Genomic DNA, 18,854 nt, shown 5'->3' on the forward strand with positions numbered 1-18,854 from the left:
AAGCACCTTTCTTTTCCCTCACCAAAGCAACCACAAGGAGACAGACAACATGAAGAAATTTGTACTAGGGGCCATCGGCGCCGCCATGATCGCGCTGACCATGCCCGCCACCCCGGCGCTGGCACAGACCGCCGCACCTTGGGCCATCGACAAGGCTGCCGCCCCCTTGAAAGGCACCAAGATCAAGGTGCTATTCCTGGACCGGCCCGGCTACCGCGCCATCATCAAGCTGCTGCCCGAGTTCGAGAAAAAGACCGGCCTGAAGGTGGAGTACGAAATTGTGCCTTACGAAAACGCCCGTGAAAAGCAGGTGCTGAACTTCAGCGCCAAAGGCGACCTGACCATGGCCCTGGTGGACCTGGTGTGGATTGGCGAGTTTGCCGAAAGCGGCTGGATCGTGCCGGTGGATACCTTCACCAAGGATGCCGCCATCACCGACCCGAACCTGGATCTGAAGGGCTTCTTCCCGCTGCTGCTGAATGCGTTTGGCTCCTGGGACGGCAAGGTCTATGGCCTGCCGTTTGACAACTATTCCGGCCTGATGTTCTACAACCAGTGCATGCTCAAAGACGCTGGCTTCAGCGGCCCGCCGCAAACCTGGGACGAGCTGAAAAACGTCTACGCCCCCAAGCTGACCAATCCGGCGAAAAAACAGTACGCCTATGCGTTGCAGTCGCTGCGCGGCGAAACGCAATCGGCCGACAGCTTCATGCGTTTCCTCTGGCCCTTCGGCGGCAGCCTGCTGGACAAGGACTTCAAGTCCAACCTGGCCTCCAAGGGCAGCCAGGACGGCCTGAAGTTCCGCCAGGATTTGATGAAGTACATGCCCCCTGGCGTGGTGAGCTACGACCATGCCGAAGCGGTGAACGCGCTGGCCCAGGGCCAGGTGGCGATGCTGACCGAATGGTCGGCCTTCTACGGCACGCTGACCGACCCCAAGACCTCCAAACTCGGCGACTGCCTGGCCGTGGCACCCGAGCCCAAAGGCCCCGCCGGCCGCCTGCCCGCACTCGGCGGCTTCTCGCTGGCCGTGGCCTCGCAGGCCACACCCGCGCAGCAAAAGGCTTCGTGGATCTTCACCCAGTGGGCCACTTCGGATGCCATCGCCAAGCAGTATGTGGAAGCCGGTGGCGTGTCCGGGCGCATGGCGGTCTACAAAGACCCTGCCATCCAGGCCAAGTTCAAGTACGTGAAACCGATGGTCGAGTCGTGGCAGCAAGGTGTGCCGGAATTCCGCCCCCGCTTCCCAGCCTGGTCGTCGATTACCGAAACCGTGGCCGAGTTCGGCAGCAAGATCATGCTGGGTGAAACCAGCATCGAGCAGGGCACCAAGGAGATCAGCACCCGCATGGAATCGGTGCTGGACAAAGAAGGCTATTACAACGGCAAGAAAAAGAAACTGCAATAAACAACCCGGAGTTGCCTGCTTGCACAGCAGGCAACTCCGGCGTTGGAATAGCCCCTTTCCCGTTGCCTTGGATATTGCATGAATACACACGCCTCTGTTGACGCTGCGTCAACCCTCCCCTCCAAGCGGGCATCGCGATTGGCCCATGGCCGCTGGACACCGCTGTGGTTTCTGGCCCCGGCCGTCATCACCCTGTTCGCCATCGGCATCTACCCAACCTTGTTTGCGCTGGTCACCTCGATGCGCAAATACAACCTGACCCGCGCCCGCGACGGCTTTCCCTTCGTCGGGCTGGACAATTACAAGGCGGTGCTGAGCGACAGCACTTTCTGGGAAACGCTGTGGCGCACTACCACTTTCTACCTCACGGTGATGCCGGTGGAGCTGGCCCTGGGCATGGCGATCGCGCTGATGCTGCACAAGCCGGGCTGGTCCATGGCGCGCTCGCTGGTGCGGGTGTCGCTGGTGGTTCCGCTGGCCACCACCTACGCGGTGGTCGGGCTGATCGGCCGGTTGATCTTCAACCGCGACTTCGGCGTAGCGAACCAGTTTGCCTCGTGGCTGGGCTTTGCGCCGTTCGACTGGCTGGGCAACCAGGCGGGTGCGTTCGCGGCCATCGCCATCATGGACATCTGGCAGTGGACGCCGTTTTGCGCGCTGATCTTTCTGGCCGGGCTGTCCATGGTGCCCAACGAGGTAGAGGAAGCCGCGCGGCTGGAAACCTCGTCGCACCTGAATCTGCTGCGCTATGTGCAGCTGCCCTATCTGCTGCCCGGCTTCACCGCGGTGCTGATCCTGCGTTCGGCCGACATCCTGAAGCTGTTCGACATGGTGTTTACCATGACGCGGGGCGGCCCGGGCGCGGCCACCGAGCTGGTGTCGATCTACATCCAGCGGGTGGGCTTTCGCATCTTCGACATGGGCACGGCATCGGCGCAGGCGATTTTGCTGCTGGTGCTGACCATCCTGCTGAGCCGCCTCTTCATCTCCGTCTTCTACCGGGAAATCGACTAATGAACTCCAAAAAACTCGGCAAGGGGCTGCACCTGCTGGGGCTGCTGGCCTTCCTGGCCTTCACCCTGTTTCCGTTTTACTGGATGGTGGCCAGCAGCTTCAAGGACCAGACCGACCTGCTGGCCTCGCCGCCGGTGTGGACCTTCATTCCCACCGTGGCCAATTACGCCGAAGTCTGGCAGGACGACAAAGTGTTTGGTGCCATTCGCAACTCGCTCATCGTCGCCAGCTGCACCACGCTCCTGGCAGTAGCCATGGGCGCACCGGCGGCGTATTCGCTGGCACGCTTCCAGTTCCGGGGCAAGAAGGATCTGTGGTTCTGGTTCATCTCGAACCGCATGATCAGCCCCATCGTGCTGGCGCTGCCGGTGTATTTGCTGGCGCAGAGCGCGGGCCTGCTCGATACGCACCTGGTGCTGATCCTGATCTACCTGTCGTTCTGCCTGCCCATCGTGGTGTGGATCTGCACCGACCAGTTCCGCTCTATCCCGCCCGACCTGGAGCAAGCCGCGCGGCTGGACAACGCCAACCAGTGGGACATCTTCTGGCGCATCTATCTGCCGCTCGGCCTGCCGGGGATCGCGGTGTCGGCCATCTTCAGCTTCATCTTCTCGTGGAACGAGCTGCTGTATGCGCTGGTGCTGACGCGCAGCGCGGTGCAGACCGCACCGGTGATCGCCACCAGCTATATGTCGGGCTACGAACTGCCCTGGGGAAAGATCATGGCCACCGGCACCATCATCGTCTTACCCGTGACCATCTTCGCCCTGTTCGTGTCGCGCCACATGGTGCGCGGCCTGACCATGGGCGCCACCAAATGACACCAACAACAGCAACGGGAGACTAGCGCATGACATTTTTGAAGATCGACCATGTGGTCAAGAAGTACGGCGACGCCACCGTCATCGGCGGGGTCAGCCTGGAGGCGCGAGAAGGCGAGTTCGTGGTCTTCGTCGGCCCCTCGGGCTGCGGCAAATCCACGCTGATGCGCCTGGTGGCGGGCCTGGACGAAGTCAGCGGCGGCAGCATCCACATCAACGGCGTGGACGTGACCGAGGTCGAACCGGCCGCGCGCGGCGTGTCCATGGTGTTCCAGTCGTATGCGCTGTATCCGCACATGTCGGTGCGCGAGAACATGTCCTTCGGCCTGAAGATGATCAAGACGCCGCCGGACGAAATCTACAAGCGCGTATCCGATGCGGCCGCGATCCTGAAGCTGGAGCACCTGCTGGAGCGCCGCCCCAAAGACCTGTCCGGCGGCCAGCGCCAGCGGGTGGCGATCGGCCGGGCCATCGTGCGCAAGCCCAAGCTGTTTTTGTTCGACGAGCCGCTGTCCAACCTGGACGCCGAGCTGCGCGGCGAGATGCGGGTCGAGATCGCCCGGCTGCACCGCGAACTGGGCGTGACCATGGTCTACGTGACACACGACCAGGTCGAGGCCATGACGCTGGCCGACCGCATCGTGGTGCTGCGTGCGGGCAAGGTCGAACAGATAGGCTCGCCTGCTGACCTGTACGACCACCCGGTCAACACCTTTGTGGCAGGTTTCATCGGTTCACCCAAAATGAACTTTCTGCCGATGCAGGTGGAGGCGGTAGAGGACGGTCGGGTGCGCCTGGCCCACGCCGCGTTGCAGGCTGGCACGGTGGCGCTACCGGTGAGCGCTGGCGCCGCAGTCCGCCCGGGCGACACGCTGACCCTGGGCCTGCGGCCCGAACACATCGCCATCGGTGGTGCATCGCCGCTGGCCCTGTCGGTCAGCGCCCACTATGTGGAAAACCTGGGCGGCACCTCGCAGTTCTATGTGCAGACTGCCGACAAAGTACCGCTGATTGCCATGGCCCAGGGCCGCCACACCGTCACGCCGGGCGAGGGCCTGGTGATGACGGCGGCGCTGGAACATGCCTACCTGTTCGATGCCCAGGGCCTGGCGCTCTGAAGGAGAAAAGCATGGACTTCAATGGAAAACGTGTGCTGGTCACCGGCGCGGGCAAAGGCATAGGCCGCGCCACCGCCCTGCTGCTGGCACAGCGCGGTGCCACCGTGGTAGCCCTGAGCCGCAACCCCATCGACCTGGAACAGCTGACCGCAGAGATTGGCTGCCACACGCCGCCAGTGAACCTGGCCGTGGATCTGGCCGACGTGGCCGCCACGCGTGCCGCAGTGCGCTCGGCCCTGCCGCTGGACGGGCTGGTGAATTGCGCCGGCATCGCCCAGCTCACGCCCTTCATGGACACCACGGTGGAAGACCTGGACCGGCTGATGGCCACCAACACCCGCGCACCCATGCTGGTGGCGCAGGAGGTGGTGCGTGACCTGCTGCGCCGCAAGGTGCCCGGGGCCATCGTCAATGTGTCCAGCATCGCGGCCCAGGTCGGCATCCCGAACCACACCGCGTATTGCGCGTCGAAGGCGGCGCTGGACGCCATCACCCGGGTGATGGCAGTGGAGCTGGGCCCGATGGGCATCCGCGTCAACAGCGTGAACCCGGTCGTCACCTTGACACCCATGGCGGTGCTGGCCTGGAGCGACCCGGTCAAGTCCGCCGGCATGCTGAACCGCATCCCGCTGCAGCGCTTTGTGCAGCCCGAAGAGGTGGCCTCAGTCATCGCCTTTCTACTTAGCGACGACGCACGCATGGTGCACGGCACCTGCGTGGATGTAGACGGCGGCTTTCGCGCGGGCTGAACTTTCAAGGAGATATGCAATGAATCCACTCGGTGTACATGCCCTGGTCTGGGCCGGCGACCTCGGCCCCGCATCCACCCGCAAAGTCATGGAGCAGACCCGGCTGGCCGGTTACGACCTGATTGAGCTCTCGCTACACGGCCCCAAGGTGATGGACCTGGCGCTGACGCGCGACCTGCTGCAGGAAAACCAGCTGCAGCTAGGCTGTTCGCGCGGCCTCACCCTGGATGCTGACATCTCCAGCGAAGACCCGGCCTGTGTGGCGCGGGGCATCGCCCTGCTGGAAGAAGGCGTGAACATGACGGCAGCGCTGGGCGGCGCCTACTTCGGTGGCATCCTTTACGGTGCCATGGCCAAGTACCCCGGCCCGTTAAGTGCCCAGGGCCGGCGAAACGCCAGCGACGCGCTCAAGCGCATGGCCGACTTTGCGCTCACCCAAGGCGTCACGCTGGGCCTGGAGGTGGTGAACCGCTACGAGAGCAACCAGATCAACACCGCCTTGCAGGCGCTGGAGCTGATAGACCGCATCGACGCGCCCAACGCGGTGGTGCACCTGGACACTTACCACATGAACATCGAAGAGGCCGACTTCATGCAGCCGGTGCTGGCCTGCGGCAAGCGCCTGGGCTACGTGCACATCGGCGAGAGCAACCGCGGCTACCTGGGTTCCGGCACGGTGGATTTCGCGCAGTTCTTCAAGGCCCTGGCCATGGTGGACTACCAGGGCACCATTACCTTTGAGAGCTTCTCGTCCACCGTGGTGAACGAAGACCTGTCCAACGCCCTGGCGATCTGGCGCAATCTGTGGGACGACGGACTGAACCTGGCCATCCATGCGCGTAGCTTCATGGCGAATGGGGCGCAGGCTGGTCGCATGGCCCTGGCGCATGCTTGAGCGCTGACCGCCCACTCCAGTTTGCCTTTTGGGCTGTACGGACTAGTATTTGGCGTAATCCTTAGGAGTACCCCATGGCGAATGACCCATTGGCAGACTGGAAGCACCAACAGCGCACCACCTGGGCATCGTTCACACCCATGGCCGTTTTCACCCTGCCGGTGTCGGCACACCTGGTGCGGGTTGCGGGCATCCAGCCAGGTGAGGCGGTGCTGGACGTGGGCACCGGCACGGGCATCGCCGCCCTCACAGCGGCGCGCGCAGGTGCCCGGGTCACCGCACTGGACCTCACGCCCGAACTGCTGGCGCAGGCGCGCGAAAACGCCGCCATCGCCCGCCATGGGGAGATTGTCTGGACCGAGGGCGATGCCGAGCAACTGCCCTACCCCGACGCATCCTTCGACGTGGTGCTGAGCCAGTTTGGCCACATGTTTGCCCCCCGCCCCGCCCAGGTGGTGGCCGAGATGCGCCGCGTGCTCAAACCCCAAGGCCGCATCGCCTTTGCCACCTGGCCCCCCGAGCACATGGTTGGCCGGATGTTTGCCTTCCTTGGCCGCCACGCGCCCCCGCTGCCCGAGGGGGCCTCGCCCCCGCCGCAATGGGGCCACCCCGCCACCATCGCCGATCGCCTGGGCGATGGGTTCAGCCCGCCGTTTTTCGCCCGCGGCGCGATGCACCTGCCCGCCCTCAGCATCCCGCACTACCGCATGTTTCTGGAGCAGACCATCGGGCCGATGCAAAAGCTCGTTGCCAAGCTGGCCGACACGCCCGAGCGGCTCCAGCAGTTCCGTGCCGAATTCGAAGCCATCGCCGCCGATTACTTTGTCGACAACCACGTGCACCAGGACTACCTGCTGACGCGTGCGCAAGCCCGGTAAAGTCAATATTTTGGTAAAAAGTGCCTCCAGCGCATATAGAGTCTACGCAGGGCGCTATCAAAATAAGAAAATTTCCAAGGGATGGCAGTCATCCAATCTGGCCGCGCTATGCCGCTGATCTTTGCTGCGCCCACAGCCTCCATCTGCATCCACCCCGCCACCTCCACCCGGTGCCGCTCCCCAGCGCGCAGCAGCACCGGCAACTCGACCCACATGCCCGCCAGGTAGGCCATCACGTGCAGGCGCACCGTGCCCTGCAGCACAGCAATTTCGGCACCACGGGGTAAACGCTCCCAGGCCCGCTGGGCGGGCTGCAGGTGCAGGGTAAACAGGGGTTCTGGAGCCGCAAGGGTAGACATACAAGGCCTTTGGGTGAATGAGCCTGTAGCGTAAAAAATCTGGCCCGCCCCGAACAGCCACAGACCCCACCCATCTGTATCGCAACAGTGTAGAAATTTGGCATCTGTTATGGTCTATTTAGCCTCCGTCTGTACCTGTTCAGCCCACGCTCGCCACTCCATGATGTGCCATGCCCATACCCACCCAGCCCAAATACCAACACCTCGCCGACCACTACCGCAGCGCCATCCAAGCAAGCAGTCTGCTGCCCGGTCAGCGCATGCCATCGCTGCGGGAGGTGGTGCGCCAGCACACCGTGAGCCTGTCTACGGCTATGCAGGTGTGCCGACTGCTAGAGAGCGAAGGCTGGCTAGAGGCACGGCCCCGCTCCGGCTACTTTGTGCGGCCCGCGCAGGCAGCGGCCACACTGCCCCCGGTGAATGACCCGCCGATGCAGCGCGCCCCCGACCCGGCGCAGTACCTGGGTATCCACGCCAAAGTGTCCGAATATCTGGCGCTGGGGCGCATGCAGCGCTTCAAAACCAACCTCTCCATTGCCCGCTGCGCCCCCGAGCTGTACCCCGCCAAAGCCCTGCAGCAAGCCGCCCAACGCAGCTTGCGCCTGGACCCCGAGCAACTGGTGCGCGCCGCGCCGCCGCAAGGCTGCCTGGAATTCCGCGAAGTGCTGGCCCTGCGGGCGCTGCTGGCAGGCATGCGGCTGTCGGCCAGTGACATCCAGGTCACCAACGGCTGCACCGAAGCACTGAACCTGGCCCTGCGCGCCGTGGCCCAGCCCGGCGACACCATCGCGGTGGAGTCGCCGACCTTCTACGGCCTGCTGCAAACCCTGGAAAGCCTGGGCCTGAAAGCGCTGGAAATCCCCACCAGCCCGCGCTCCGGCATCTCGGTAGACGCGGTGGAGCTGGCGTTGCGCAACACCCCGGGTATCAAGGCCGTGGTGGTCGTGTCCTACCTGCAAAACCCCACTGGCAGCATCATGCCCAGCGCCCACAAGCAGGCCCTGCTGCGCCTGTGCCAGCAGCACGATGTAGCCTTGATTGAAGACGACACCTACAGCGCCCTGGTGGATGACAGCGTACTGCGCATGGAGCCGCTGCGGGCCATCAAGTCTTGGGACGACAGCGGCCACGTGGTGTATTGCGCGTCGCTGCACAAATGCCTGGCCCCCGGCCTGCGCCTGGGCTGGATCAGCGCCGGGCGCTGGCAGGCGCGGGTGGAAATGCTGAAGTTCGCCGCCTCGCGCAGCAACGAGCGCCTGGCCCAGCGCGCCGCTGCCAGCTTCATCGGCTCGCCCGCGTACGACCGTTACCTGCGCCACCTGCGCGCCACCCTGGCCACCCAGCGCACCCAGACCGCCCAGGCCGTGGCCACCTACTTCCCGCCCGGCACACGCCTCACCGTGCCACGCGGAGGCCTGTCGCTGTGGATTGAGCTACCCCACGGCCTGTCGGCCACCGCCTTGTTCCACGCCGCCCTGGCCGAGAACACCGTGATCGCCCCCGGCACCATCTTTACCAACTCCAACCGCTTCGAGAGCCATTTGCGCGTCAACTGCGGCTGGCCGTTCACGCCCGAGGTAGACCGGGCGTTTGCACGGCTGGGGGAGCTGGTGGGGGAATTGGCCAAAACACGCTAAACCGTTGATGCGAAAGGCGTTTCAGGAAGGATAGGGGGTTTGTGTAAGTTCACCTGAAACTGCGTCTTACCAAAACAACTTTTCGAAAGATTCTTTATGGGCTGGAAAGCATGTGCGATTTTTGCGAGCGCGGAACCAGGTTACTTCGGAACCGCACCCCAACACCAACCACAACGGGCCGATGCCTTATGCCACCAGCTCGGTTTCGCTGGCTACACACGCAGCGGTGAATCCGATTTGGTATCCGCCCTGTACCCCTCGTCAGGGACACTCTCGGTAGGCGCCTATCCACAGGGAACCATCGTCTGCGAGAGGAACTTGCCGGGCCACTTTTTTGTCACCCAAGCCCGCAAAGCCATCCAGGGAACCAAGCTTCAACGGCCAGACCTCAAGACCCAACTCTTGAACCTCTACCCCTCGGGCCAGGTGCTGGCGATCGTTCTGCACAGCGTCGTGAACCTCTGGGGCTATAGCCTGTATGCCAAGGGGCAACTGGTGCGCTCGGCCGCCGGGGCATCCGATGACGGCCTGATTGCCAATATTGGCAAGGCATTGCCCGAAGAGTCACGCGTTTTAGACCTGTGCGCTATCGAAAACGTGGATGAAGAGGGCTACGGAGAAGAGCTGGTTTTTGATGTGGCCAGCCGCTTTCTGGGCGGGCGTATCGATGCGCTCGAGAGCCACACCTTGGCCCTGGGCCAGTACGAAAAGAGCAGCGGCTTCCCATCCCTGGTCAAAAGACTTTTCGCGCGCGCCTAGCCCCACACCCCCGGCACCACCCCGCACACACCGGTGCGCAGCACAAAGGCCGAGCCCGCGAGCGGCTGCTGGGCTAGCTGCTCATCCGACAAACCGACCCGCGCGCTGGTCACCAGCATCAGATCCAGGTTCTCGCCGCCAAAGGCCACGTTGGTGATCTGGCTGGCGGGCATGTCGATGCGTTGCAGTTCGTCGCCCGCCAAATTGAAGCGGCGCAGGCAGCTGCCGCCCCAGAACGCCACCCAGACATGGCCTTCGGCATCGAAAGTCATGCCGTCGGGTTCGCCGTCTGCGGGGGCGAAGGTTTTCCAGAGGTTTTTGTTGTGCAGCTGGCCGTCGGCGCTGAGCCGGTAGCAATAGATGCTGCCCAGCAGGCTGTCGGTGTGTAGCAGCACGGTGCCGTCGGGCGAGATGGCGGGGCCGTTGGCGATGTGGATGTTGCGCTCCACCACTTCGATGCGGCCATCGGGGTGCAGGCAGGCGAGTTGGCCCAGCGGCTGCTGGGGGTTTTCATGGTGCATGGAGCCCGCCCAGATGCGGCCACCGGCATCGGCCTTGGCATCGTTGAGGCGCAGGCCGATTTGATCGGGGTGCGGGGAGCCCAGGCGATCGATCTTCAGCTCCGGCTCCAGCGTGAGGCGTACAAAGCCAGACTGGAAGCCTGCGATGAAGCCCTGGCCGTCGGCGCAGGGCACCAACCAACCCACCATTTCGGGCATCTGCCAGCTCTGGCGCACGTCGGTGCTGGGCGACCAGCTGTGCACCGCCTGGCCGCGGATGTCCACAAAGAAGAAGCGGCTGCTGGCGGCATGCCACAGCGTGCCCTCGCCGAGTTGCAGGGTGGCGGGCCAGATGGGGGTGACTGTGCAGGGCAAAGGCATGGCGAATCTCGCTATGATTTTTATATATAAAAATAATAGCTGCTTGCGCTCATTGAATATGCGCTAGCAGCTTATTTTTAGGTTAAATTTAGGCTCTAAAACGTAGAGTCCCCGCCCAACCCTCCTCCGGGAGGGGAGGGAGAAATACCGGGGCGAAATAAACGCATCGGTCTGACCAAAGGCTAGCGCAGCGATGCCCCTTCGCGGAACACCCCAGAACTGGCTTCGCCACAACTTCAGGTCCAACCTGCGTCGACCACGAAGTCTTGCGCAGTGACCATGCTGCTGTCGTCGGCTGCCAAAAACAGCGCCATGTGGGCAATGTCGGCGCCGACGATGCGGCCGGGCAGGCACTGGTTGTCGTCCATGGCGCGGTTGCCTGCGTCGTCGACCCACTGGGTGAGCTGCTTCTCGGTCATGATCCAGCCGGGGGTCAGGGTGTTGACGCGGATGTTGTCGGGGCCCAGGTCGCGGGCCAGGCTGCGTGTCAGGCCCACAGTGGCCGACTTGCAAGTGGCGTACACGGGGTAGCCTTTGCCTTTGATCTTCCAGCTGGTAGAGCCTAAATTCACAATCGTCCCGCCACCCATGCGCCGCATTCCGGGCACCACGGCCTGGGCTGCAAAGAAGTGGGGGCGCAGGTTGACCGAGACGCGCCAGTCGAAGTCTTCAGGCGTCACGTCCATGATGTCGTGGCGCTGGTCGTTGGCCACGTTGTTGACTAACACACTAATGTCGCCGTGCGCAGCTGCGGCCTGGGCAATAGCGGCTTGCAATGCGACCACATCGCTGGCTTCGCTTTGTAAGAATAACGGCGTGGAGCCCACTGCGCTGGCCTCTGCCAACACCTTGGCGGCGGATTCGGCGTTGCGCCCGGTAAAGGCGACTTTGGCACCCTGGCGGGCAAAGCCGACCACGATGTCGGCACCAATGCCGGAGCTGCCGCCCGTAACGAACACGCTGCGGCCGTTCAGGCTGGGGTAGTTAGCAAGTTTTGCCATGGCATTCTTTCTAGTGTGAGTCGCGGGGTACAGCATCGCCACGGCAGCCGACCAAAAAGTCCAGGTCTGCGCCCTGGTCGGCTTGCAGCACATGGCGGTGGTACAGGCGCACGTAGCCAGATGGGGGCTCGGGCGGGGCTACCCAGTCCAGGCGGCGGCGGGCCAGTTCTTCGTCGCTGACGTGCAAGTGCAGGCCACGGCCGGCCACGTCCAGTTCGATTTCGTCACCGTCTTGCACCAGGGCCAGCGGGCCGCCTGCAGCGGCTTCGGGCGCGACGTGCAGCACGACTGTGCCAAAGGCCGTGCCGCTCATGCGCGCATCGGAGATGCGCACCATGTCAGTCACGCCCAGCTTTAGCAGCTTGGCCGGCAGGCCCATGTTGCCCACCTCGGCCATGCCGGGGTAGCCCTTGGGGCCGCAGTTTTTGAGCACCATCACGCTGTTGGCGTCGATGTCCAGGTCGGGGTCCATGATGCGTTCTTTGTAGTGTTCGATGTTCTCGAACACCACCGCCTTGCCCCGGTGCTGCAGCAGGCTAGCGGTGGCCGCAGACGGCTTGATCACCGCGCCTTGCGGGGCCAGATTGCCGCGCAGAATCGCCAGGCCACCTTGGGCCACCAACGGTTGGTTCAGCGGGCGGATCACCTTGTCGTTGAAGCACTCGGCGTGCTCGATGTTTTGCGCTTGCGTGCGGTTGTTGACGGTGATGGCGTCGCCGTGCAGCAAGCCCGCTTCCAGCAAACGTTTCATCACCACCGGCAGGCCACCGGCGTAGTAGAAGTCTTCCATCAAATACTCGCCCGAGGGCAGCAAATTCAAAATGGTCGGGATGTCGCGCCCCAGGCGGTCCCAGTCGTCCAGCGACAGCGGCACGCCCATGCGCCCGGCAATGGCGATCAGGTGGATCACGGCATTGGTCGAGCCGCCGATGGCGCCGCAGACGCGGATGGCGTTTTCAAAGGCTTCGCGGGTCAACACCTGCGACAGGCGCATGTCGCGCTCGACCATATCGACAATCATGCGGCCCGAGCGCTGCGCCAATTCAAGGCGGCGCGAATCGACAGCGGGAATGGCGGCGTTGGTGGGCAGCGACACGCCCAGCGCCTCGACCATGCTGGCCATGGTGGACGCGGTGCCCATGGTCATGCAGACCCCGGCAGAACGGGACATGCAGCTTTCGGCCTGCATGAACTGCGGCAGGGTCATCTTGCCCGCGTTGACCGCCTCAGAAAATTTCCACACGTGGGTGCCCGAGCCAATCGGCTCACCGCGGTAGTTACCGTTGAGCATGGCGCCACCCGACACCACCAACGTGGGCAGGTCGACACTGGCCGCGCCCATCAGCGTGGCGGGTGTGGTTTTGTCGCAGCCCGCCAGCAGTACCACGCCGTCCAGCGGATGGGCGCGGATGGCCTCTTCCACATCCATGCTGGCCAGGTTGCGGTACAGCATGGCGGTGGGGCGCATCAGGGTTTCGCCCAGCGACGACACCGGGAATTCGACCGCGATGCCACCGGCTTGCAATACGCCGTGCTTTACCCGCTCGGCGATTTGGCGGAAATGCTGGTTACACGGGGTCAGCTCGCTCCAGGTATTGCAAATGCCGATAACCGGGCGGCCATCAAAGCTGTCGTCGGGCAAGCCTTCGCTTTTCATCCAGCTGCGGTGGATGAAGTTGTCTTTGCTGGTGCCGCCAAACCAGTGCTGGGAACGGCGTTTTTTGGGAGATTCGGTGCTCATGGGGGCCTCAAATGGACAAGCGCTATCGTGGATTTAATAAATCATACAAATGACCGTGCATTCTAGGACTAGGACAAACCCTTGAACACTGTTAGCCAGAACGTCCTACACCCAGAAATAGCGCAGAACTGGCTTTGCCAAGCTGTTGCTATTGCCCCTGCAAGGGGGCTGGCGAAAGATGCGCAGCACTGCAAGCCTGGGGGTGCGCAATCAAGGCTCGGACAGCATGGCCGAGCGCTGCATCAGGTCGCGGGTGTCAGACAGCATCACCGACATGCGGTGCAATGCCCGCTGCGCATCGCCCGCACGAATGGCATCCAGCACCTTGCGGTGGTCGGGCAATGCCTCGTTGAAGTCGCCCGCCTTGCGCGCAGAAATGCCCAACAACGCCTCCAGCGCGCTGCTGATGATGGCAGCCAGCGGCACCAGCAAAGGGTTGTTGGTGGCCTGCAAAATGGCGCTGTGAAAAGCCACATCGGCATCGACCCACTCGTTCACATTGCGGGCGCTTTCCATGGCGTGAAACGCCTCCTCCAGCACCGCCAATTGGTCGGGGCGGCGGCTGCGCGCAGCCAGCGCGGCGGCGGCGGGTTCGATGATTTCGCGCATCTCGGTCAGGTGGCGCATGAACTGCGCATCGGGTCCGGTGGCGCAGCGCCAGGACAACACATCGGGGTCCAGCATGTTCCAACTGGCCTGCGGGCGCACCCAGGTGCCTACGCGGGGCCGCGACTCCAGCAAACCCTTGGCCGCCAGCACCTTGATGGCCTCGCGCAGCGCCGTACGGCTGACGTCCAGCGTGCGGCACAGCACCTCTTCGTTTGGCAGTAACTCACCCGCCGGATAGGCCCCACCCACCACGCCGTGGCCCAAAGACTTGACCACCTGCCCATGCAGATTGCGACCCGAATAGGTGGCTGAAACGCTTTGATTCGTGGGAGACCGCATCACACATAACTCCATGGCAGGCCGGGCAAACCCCGGTGAATATCGGCACATTGTGACACTTAGCGCCAATAATAAATCATACAATCATGGCGTAATCGGCATTTACCATGGCCCCTGTGGGGCTGCTACCCTGCCTTAATGCGGCCCTCTGCACCGGCCACACCGACCAAAGACTGTCATGACACCAACACACACCCCCTGGATTGGCGTGGACTGGGGCACCACCCACCGCCGTGGTTATGCACTGGACGCCTTTGGTGCCTGCACCACCGAGGCCAGCGACGACCAGGGTGCACTTACCACCCGGGGGCGCCACGCCGAATCCCTGGACGCATGGCTACCCACACTGTGTGCGCCCGCAGACTGCCAGATCGTGATGTCCGGCATGGTGGGCAGCGCTTTTGGCTGGCAAGAAGCCCCCTACCTCGGCCCCGGTGTGCCGCTGGAAGCGCTGCCGCAGCACCTGGTGCACGTCAGCGGCCACCCGCAGCACTACATCGTGCCCGGCTACTGTGTGCGCGATGCCAGCGGCCAGCCCGACGTGATGCGCGGCGAAGAAACCCAATTGCTCGGCGCCGTGGCCATGGGCCTGCGCAACGGCTGGTTCGTGCTGCCCGGCACGCACAGCAAATGGGTGCTACTGCGCGACGGCCGCGTGGAGCAACTGCGCACCTACATGACCGGCGAATTGTTCGCCCTGCTGTCCACCAATGGCACGCTGGCCGCCGCCGCCCAACCAGCCGGAACTGAGCCCCTGTGGAGCCAGCCCGCCTTTGCCGACGGCGTGGCCGCCGGAGCCCCCGGCGCGCTGGCGCACCAGCTGTTTGCCTGCCGCGCCCGCGTGGTCACCGGCACCATGCCCGCCAGCCAGGCCCTGGCGTATCTGAGCGGCCTGCTGATCGGCAGTGAGCTGCAAGACCTGGATAAGTCGGGCAGCGACCAGTTCCATTTGATCGGTTCCCCCGCTCTGGCCGAGGCCTACCAGGTCGCCGCCCGCCAACTGGGCAGCGCCCTGACCCTGCTCTCGCCGCGTGACGTGATCCTCAGCGGCTTCCATTACATCCAAACCCACAAGGCCTGACCATGACCCTCCACACCCCCCGCCTGCCCCTGGTCGCCATCCTGCGCGGCCTCGACGTTGACTCCGCCGAAGCCGTGGGCCGGGCGCTGTTCAGCGCAGGGTTCCGCATCCTGGAAGTGCCGCTGAACCGCCCCGGTGCGCTGGAATGCATCCGCATTCTGTCGTCCATCGCCCCAGCCGACGCGCTGGTCGGCGCGGGCACTGTGCTGCGCGTGGCCGATGTGGATGCGGTACAGGCCGCTGGCGGCAAGCTGATCGTCTCGCCCAACTGCAACCCCGAAGTGATACGCCACAGCGTGGCCCAAGGCCTGTTCAGCGCCCCCGGCATCGCCACCCCCAGCGAAGCCTTCGCCGCCCTCGAAGCCGGTGCCCACGCGCTGAAAATCTTCCCCGCCGAGCAAGTCGGCACCGCCGGCCTGAAAGCCCTGCTGTCGGTGCTGCCCAGCGGCACCCCCATCTGGCCCGTAGGCGGCATCACACCCGAGAGCATGGCCATCTGGTTCAAAGTAGGTGCCACCGGCTTCGGCATCGGCGGCCAGTTGTACGCGCCGGGCACGCCTGCGGAACAAGTGAAGACGCGGGCCGCAGGGTTCGTGGCGGCCTGGAAGGCTTGCCAGGCGGGTTGAATTTGCGCAGGACTTGCACACGCCTTTTTGCTATGTAATAAATAGCATATTGTGCTTACGGAATATGCGCTAGCGGCCTAAACGGCTTATATTTTCCCTTTGCCTTCACGGGGTGGTAAAGGCTGATTTTTCAGATCAGTGACTAGCCACAGGCCCTGGTCGGTAGTGGCAATCGTTGCCGCCCCATTGGTGAAGTGCTTTGGCGGACTGAGTGCGCAAATTTCGGCGGCCGTTTTTGCAGCGTCACACATACCGGTCAGCCGTCGATGCAAATCCTGCACGCTATACAGGTCTGTCGGTATGCCAAGCCACTTGACCGTGGTGACACGCGCTAAAAGGGTTTGCCATGGAACACCGGCACGGTTCTCAGGCCCGTCCTTTATGAACGCGTCCACCACATCGCATAGCGCACGCCACATGCTGGTGGGCTCTGCGTCCTGGACCGTACTGGATGCCCGCTGGAGTTGGGCCAACAGCATGTCCAAGTGCGGCAAGCTGACAAGACCGTCTGGTTGTCGGGAGGCGGCCAGGGCACATGTCGGCACAATCAGCCTCAGCGCGCGCAACGCCTGGTCCAAATCGACCTCCAACGTATGCATCGACGAAGACATACCAAGGTAAATGCAAGCGGCAGCATCCGCATCGTGGTGCATCAGTTTCCACTCCAAAACCATTGGCTTGGTCGCCTCCAAAAGCTCCCGTGGCACATGGGTCGGCTGGGCCAAATTTAGGAACTGGCTAAACGCCCGCTCGAAACCCACCAGTTCGGCAAACTCCGGCACCAGCGTCAAAGTCTTCCTGATGGATCGGCGTTTTGGTTTGGATACGGGAGGGTCCAGGTGGATGATTTGCAGCGCATCTGCCTTATCAAAATAGGCCAAAGTACAGGCAAAACCCTGGATGGGCCTGGGCACCGGAAGGTACGGTGCCAGCGGATCGATCAACTCCAATGAGCCTATTTTCTTGGCCTGGTGCAAGCCGACCTTAAGCACATTCCAGTCCTCACCTTCCAAGGTTCCCTTGGCTTCGACGCAATACCATGTGTCCTTGACAGAAAAAATGTAATCCGGGTTTTCGGATTTTTCGACCAGGTTTCGCAACGCGCCCAAGTTGACGGCTTTATCGCATGCAACCTTCCAATGCCAAAAATGCTGGGCCGTCTGCTTCGGGTGAAAATTATCTATCCATGCATCGGTTGCCACGCGGCAAAAGATAGAACCCAGCGCATAGGCTATACCGACTTTTTCAGATGCCTCCAGCATGTCCGCAACACCTAAAAGCGTGACCACAGACGGGGTTCCACTCTCCACCAATACCGCCAGCAGCATCTTCAACCGGGCTTGCAGATACTTCTCCAATGCGGCCCACTCCCTTGGGCTCCATTTCTTGGCCGTCAATAGCTGCATCTCTTTACGGTCCACGCCATAGCCACTGTTCAAAGCCGCTTTCAGTATCTGCAATGGATCTAGGACCAAGGGGACATGGCCAGTGCTTGCAGATTGAAACTGCACCGCAAAAGCTTTTACATCCTTTGGAAAGTGGATGTTGGCTAACTTGGTCGGCAAATCTGCAGCGCCACTGATCACAGGTAGCGGCGACTTGGGAACCCAAAACGCAATCTGATTGCCTGAAACAGCCACTACCTTGGTCTTTTTAGCCATCGCATCCTTCGTGTGGAATATGAAAGTGAAGCACCATTTTCACCCCATCTCCACCACCCCAATACCCGCACATATGCTATTTAGTAAATAGCATGATACGTAGGTGAAATAAGCGCTAGAAGCCTAAAATTCTTAAAAATCAAACCACCGACGCTATCGCCGCCCGCAACACCTCGGCCGACGTCTCCAGCGCCGCGCGCTCCTGCGCATCCATCGCGGGCTCCAGCACCTGCACCGCGCCCTCGGCGCTGACGATGGTGGGCAGCGACAAGGCCACACCCAACAGACCCAGCGCGCCGGTCTGCACGCGGGTGACGGTGAGCACACGGCGTTCGTCGCGCAGCATGCCGTGCAGCAGGTGCGCGGTGACCAGGCCGATAGCGTGGTTGGTGGAACCCTTGCGCTGGATGATTTCGTAGGCGGCGCGGCGCACATGGTGGGCGATGTGTTCTTCGTCGCTCGGTTGCCAGCCCACCCAGCTGCGCAGGGGCACGCCGCCCACTTCCGCGCCCGACCACAGCACCGCCTCGGAATCGCCATGCTCGCCGACCACCTGGGCATGGATGGAGCGCGGGTCCAGCGCCAACCGCTGGCCCAGGATCTGGCGCAGCCGCGCGGTGTCCAGCATGGTGCCGGTGCCGATAACGCGCTCGGGCGGCAGGCCGGAGGCCTGGGTGAAGTCGAACACCAGCACGTCAATGGGGTTGCTGACGATGACCACGATGCCCTGGTAGCCGCGCAGCTGCACAGCGATACCGCGCAAGATGCCCAGGTTTTCTTTCAGCAAATCCAGCCGCGACTGGCCGGGCGCGCCGTTTTTACCGGCGGTGATGACGATGGCCTGGGTGTCCAGCATCTCGGCCAGCGACCCGGCTCGCACCTGGGCCGACGGGTAAAAGGCCGCACCGTGCGCCAGGTCCATGGCTTCACCCTCGGCCAGGCCGTCGCGCGCGTCGAACAGGATCACCTCTTGCGCCGCCCCCGCCTGCAACACCGAAATCGCCACGCTGGCCCCCACCCAGCCGGTGCCGATGATGCCAATGGAAGGTGTGCGCATGGAATTTCCTTTGCTTTGAAATCCCCAGCCTACACCGTGGTTCGGTGGGTGTCTGTGCGCTAGCGCAACTTAGCGCCCACCTTAAGGCAATGCTGAACAAGGCCATTCAAAATGGCTCTTCCGGGGTACTGATAACAAGAATGCGCCGAATCCGGCCAAAACGAGTCGTTTTCTAACCCCTTGGGGCTAGGTTCGCGGGCCTTTGGGCCCACTTTGCGCC

The 18,854-nt window shown here is 63.0% G+C and carries 18 protein-coding genes; 11 read left to right on the plus strand and 7 right to left on the minus strand.

Features of this window, described 5'->3' with window-relative positions; all coding sequences use genetic code 11:
* The first annotated feature begins 49 nt into the window (after nt 1–49).
* The 7 genes from Q0T48_RS02990 (at nt 50) to Q0T48_RS03020 (ending at nt 6,883) form a co-directional block, all read left to right on the plus strand.
* Nucleotides 50–1,408 carry a sugar ABC transporter substrate-binding protein gene (locus Q0T48_RS02990; protein ID WP_295952183.1) on the plus strand — a complete coding sequence of 453 codons (1,359 nt, stop codon included), beginning with the start codon at nt 50–52 and terminating at the stop codon, nt 1,406–1,408.
* 78 nt (nt 1,409–1,486) lie between these two features.
* Entirely contained in the window at nt 1,487–2,422 is a 936-nt protein-coding gene (locus Q0T48_RS02995) for a sugar ABC transporter permease (protein WP_295952186.1), read from the plus strand.
* Nucleotides 2,422–3,243 (plus strand): carbohydrate ABC transporter permease, encoded by an 822-nt coding sequence (locus Q0T48_RS03000; protein WP_295952188.1) that lies wholly within the window; start codon nt 2,422–2,424, stop codon nt 3,241–3,243. Before Q0T48_RS02995 ends, Q0T48_RS03000 begins: the two co-directional genes overlap by 1 nt.
* Before the next feature lie 29 nt (nt 3,244–3,272).
* Nucleotides 3,273–4,361 carry a sn-glycerol-3-phosphate ABC transporter ATP-binding protein UgpC gene (gene ugpC, locus Q0T48_RS03005; RefSeq protein WP_295952189.1) on the plus strand — a complete coding sequence of 363 codons (1,089 nt, stop codon included), beginning with the start codon at nt 3,273–3,275 and terminating at the stop codon, nt 4,359–4,361.
* A gap of 11 nt (nt 4,362–4,372) precedes the next feature.
* A complete protein-coding gene (locus tag Q0T48_RS03010) occupies nt 4,373–5,110 on the plus strand; it encodes an SDR family oxidoreductase (protein ID WP_295952193.1) in 738 nt (245 codons plus the stop codon).
* A gap of 19 nt (nt 5,111–5,129) precedes the next feature.
* Nucleotides 5,130–6,005: a sugar phosphate isomerase/epimerase family protein gene (locus Q0T48_RS03015; RefSeq protein WP_295952195.1), complete on the plus strand. Its 876-nt coding sequence runs from the start codon at nt 5,130–5,132 to the stop codon at nt 6,003–6,005.
* A 74-nt stretch (nt 6,006–6,079) separates the two neighbouring features.
* A complete protein-coding gene (locus tag Q0T48_RS03020) occupies nt 6,080–6,883 on the plus strand; it encodes a class I SAM-dependent methyltransferase (RefSeq protein WP_295952198.1) in 804 nt (267 codons plus the stop codon).
* A 2-nt stretch (nt 6,884–6,885) separates the two neighbouring features.
* On the opposite strand, the gene Q0T48_RS03025 is transcribed toward Q0T48_RS03020, so the two are convergent.
* Nucleotides 6,886–7,242, minus strand: coding sequence for a hypothetical protein (locus Q0T48_RS03025; protein WP_295952201.1), 357 nt, complete (start codon nt 7,240–7,242; stop codon nt 6,886–6,888).
* A gap of 170 nt (nt 7,243–7,412) precedes the next feature.
* Between Q0T48_RS03025 and Q0T48_RS03030 the strand changes: the two genes are divergently transcribed.
* A complete protein-coding gene (locus Q0T48_RS03030) occupies nt 7,413–8,879 on the plus strand; it encodes a PLP-dependent aminotransferase family protein (RefSeq protein ID WP_295952205.1) in 1,467 nt (488 codons plus the stop codon).
* 318 nt (nt 8,880–9,197) lie between these two features.
* Nucleotides 9,198–9,638 carry a hypothetical protein gene (locus tag Q0T48_RS03035; RefSeq protein WP_295952207.1) on the plus strand — a complete coding sequence of 147 codons (441 nt, stop codon included), beginning with the start codon at nt 9,198–9,200 and terminating at the stop codon, nt 9,636–9,638.
* On the opposite strand, the gene Q0T48_RS03040 is transcribed toward Q0T48_RS03035, so the two are convergent.
* From Q0T48_RS03040 to Q0T48_RS03055, 4 genes are all read right to left on the minus strand, one after another.
* Complete coding sequence (locus Q0T48_RS03040) at nt 9,635–10,519, minus strand: SMP-30/gluconolactonase/LRE family protein (RefSeq protein ID WP_295952209.1); 885 nt, start codon at nt 10,517–10,519, stop codon at nt 9,635–9,637. The two genes, Q0T48_RS03035 and Q0T48_RS03040, sit on opposite strands and share 4 nt — an antisense overlap.
* Nucleotides 10,520–10,755: 236 nt before the next feature.
* Entirely contained in the window at nt 10,756–11,520 is a 765-nt protein-coding gene (locus tag Q0T48_RS03045) for an SDR family oxidoreductase (RefSeq protein ID WP_295952211.1), read from the minus strand.
* A 10-nt stretch (nt 11,521–11,530) separates the two neighbouring features.
* Nucleotides 11,531–13,261: an IlvD/Edd family dehydratase gene (locus tag Q0T48_RS03050; protein ID WP_295952213.1), complete on the minus strand. Its 1,731-nt coding sequence runs from the start codon at nt 13,259–13,261 to the stop codon at nt 11,531–11,533.
* A gap of 210 nt (nt 13,262–13,471) precedes the next feature.
* On the minus strand, nt 13,472–14,209 hold the full coding sequence (locus tag Q0T48_RS03055) for a FadR/GntR family transcriptional regulator (protein ID WP_295952217.1): 738 nt from the start codon (nt 14,207–14,209) through the stop codon (nt 13,472–13,474).
* Nucleotides 14,210–14,387: 178 nt separating this feature from the next.
* On the opposite strand from Q0T48_RS03055, the gene Q0T48_RS03060 reads away from it, so the two are divergent.
* On the plus strand, nt 14,388–15,290 hold the full coding sequence (locus Q0T48_RS03060) for a 2-dehydro-3-deoxygalactonokinase (protein WP_295952220.1): 903 nt from the start codon (nt 14,388–14,390) through the stop codon (nt 15,288–15,290).
* A 2-nt stretch (nt 15,291–15,292) separates the two neighbouring features.
* On the plus strand, nt 15,293–15,916 hold the full coding sequence (locus tag Q0T48_RS03065; protein ID WP_295952222.1) for a 2-dehydro-3-deoxy-6-phosphogalactonate aldolase: 624 nt from the start codon (nt 15,293–15,295) through the stop codon (nt 15,914–15,916).
* Nucleotides 15,917–16,002: 86 nt separating this feature from the next.
* Here the strand turns inward: Q0T48_RS03065 and Q0T48_RS03070 are convergent, their stop codons facing one another.
* A complete protein-coding gene (locus Q0T48_RS03070) occupies nt 16,003–17,577 on the minus strand; it encodes a hypothetical protein (RefSeq protein WP_295952224.1) in 1,575 nt (524 codons plus the stop codon).
* 139 nt (nt 17,578–17,716) lie between these two features.
* Nucleotides 17,717–18,634: an L-lactate dehydrogenase gene (locus Q0T48_RS03075; protein WP_295952226.1), complete on the minus strand. Its 918-nt coding sequence runs from the start codon at nt 18,632–18,634 to the stop codon at nt 17,717–17,719.
* Nucleotides 18,635–18,854 lie beyond the last annotated feature (220 nt).

The sequence above is a fragment of the Rhodoferax sp. genome, from assembly GCF_025354435.1.
Lineage (GTDB): Bacteria > Pseudomonadota > Gammaproteobacteria > Burkholderiales > Burkholderiaceae_C > Rhodoferax_B.

Excerpts from the sequence above, each read along its gene's own strand:
- Q0T48_RS02990 (WP_295952183.1), top strand. The coding sequence starts at position 50 with ATGAAGAAATTTGTACTAGGGGCCATCGGCGCCGCCATGATCGCGCTG.
- Q0T48_RS02995 (WP_295952186.1), top strand. The coding sequence starts at position 1,487 with ATGAATACACACGCCTCTGTTGACGCTGCGTCAACCCTCCCCTCCAAG.
- Q0T48_RS03000 (WP_295952188.1), top strand. The coding sequence starts at position 2,422 with ATGAACTCCAAAAAACTCGGCAAGGGGCTGCACCTGCTGGGGCTGCTG.
- ugpC (WP_295952189.1), top strand. The coding sequence starts at position 3,273 with ATGACATTTTTGAAGATCGACCATGTGGTCAAGAAGTACGGCGACGCC.
- Q0T48_RS03010 (WP_295952193.1), top strand. The coding sequence starts at position 4,373 with ATGGACTTCAATGGAAAACGTGTGCTGGTCACCGGCGCGGGCAAAGGC.
- Q0T48_RS03015 (WP_295952195.1), top strand. The coding sequence starts at position 5,130 with ATGAATCCACTCGGTGTACATGCCCTGGTCTGGGCCGGCGACCTCGGC.
- Q0T48_RS03020 (WP_295952198.1), top strand. The coding sequence starts at position 6,080 with ATGGCGAATGACCCATTGGCAGACTGGAAGCACCAACAGCGCACCACC.
- Q0T48_RS03025 (WP_295952201.1), bottom strand. The coding sequence starts at position 7,242 with ATGTCTACCCTTGCGGCTCCAGAACCCCTGTTTACCCTGCACCTGCAG.
- Q0T48_RS03030 (WP_295952205.1), top strand. The coding sequence starts at position 7,413 with ATGCCCATACCCACCCAGCCCAAATACCAACACCTCGCCGACCACTAC.
- Q0T48_RS03040 (WP_295952209.1), bottom strand. The coding sequence starts at position 10,519 with ATGCCTTTGCCCTGCACAGTCACCCCCATCTGGCCCGCCACCCTGCAA.
- Q0T48_RS03045 (WP_295952211.1), bottom strand. The coding sequence starts at position 11,520 with ATGGCAAAACTTGCTAACTACCCCAGCCTGAACGGCCGCAGCGTGTTC.
- Q0T48_RS03050 (WP_295952213.1), bottom strand. The coding sequence starts at position 13,261 with ATGAGCACCGAATCTCCCAAAAAACGCCGTTCCCAGCACTGGTTTGGC.
- Q0T48_RS03055 (WP_295952217.1), bottom strand. The coding sequence starts at position 14,209 with ATGCGGTCTCCCACGAATCAAAGCGTTTCAGCCACCTATTCGGGTCGC.
- Q0T48_RS03060 (WP_295952220.1), top strand. The coding sequence starts at position 14,388 with ATGACACCAACACACACCCCCTGGATTGGCGTGGACTGGGGCACCACC.
- Q0T48_RS03065 (WP_295952222.1), top strand. The coding sequence starts at position 15,293 with ATGACCCTCCACACCCCCCGCCTGCCCCTGGTCGCCATCCTGCGCGGC.
- Q0T48_RS03070 (WP_295952224.1), bottom strand. The coding sequence starts at position 17,577 with ATGGCTAAAAAGACCAAGGTAGTGGCTGTTTCAGGCAATCAGATTGCG.
- Q0T48_RS03075 (WP_295952226.1), bottom strand. The coding sequence starts at position 18,634 with ATGCGCACACCTTCCATTGGCATCATCGGCACCGGCTGGGTGGGGGCC.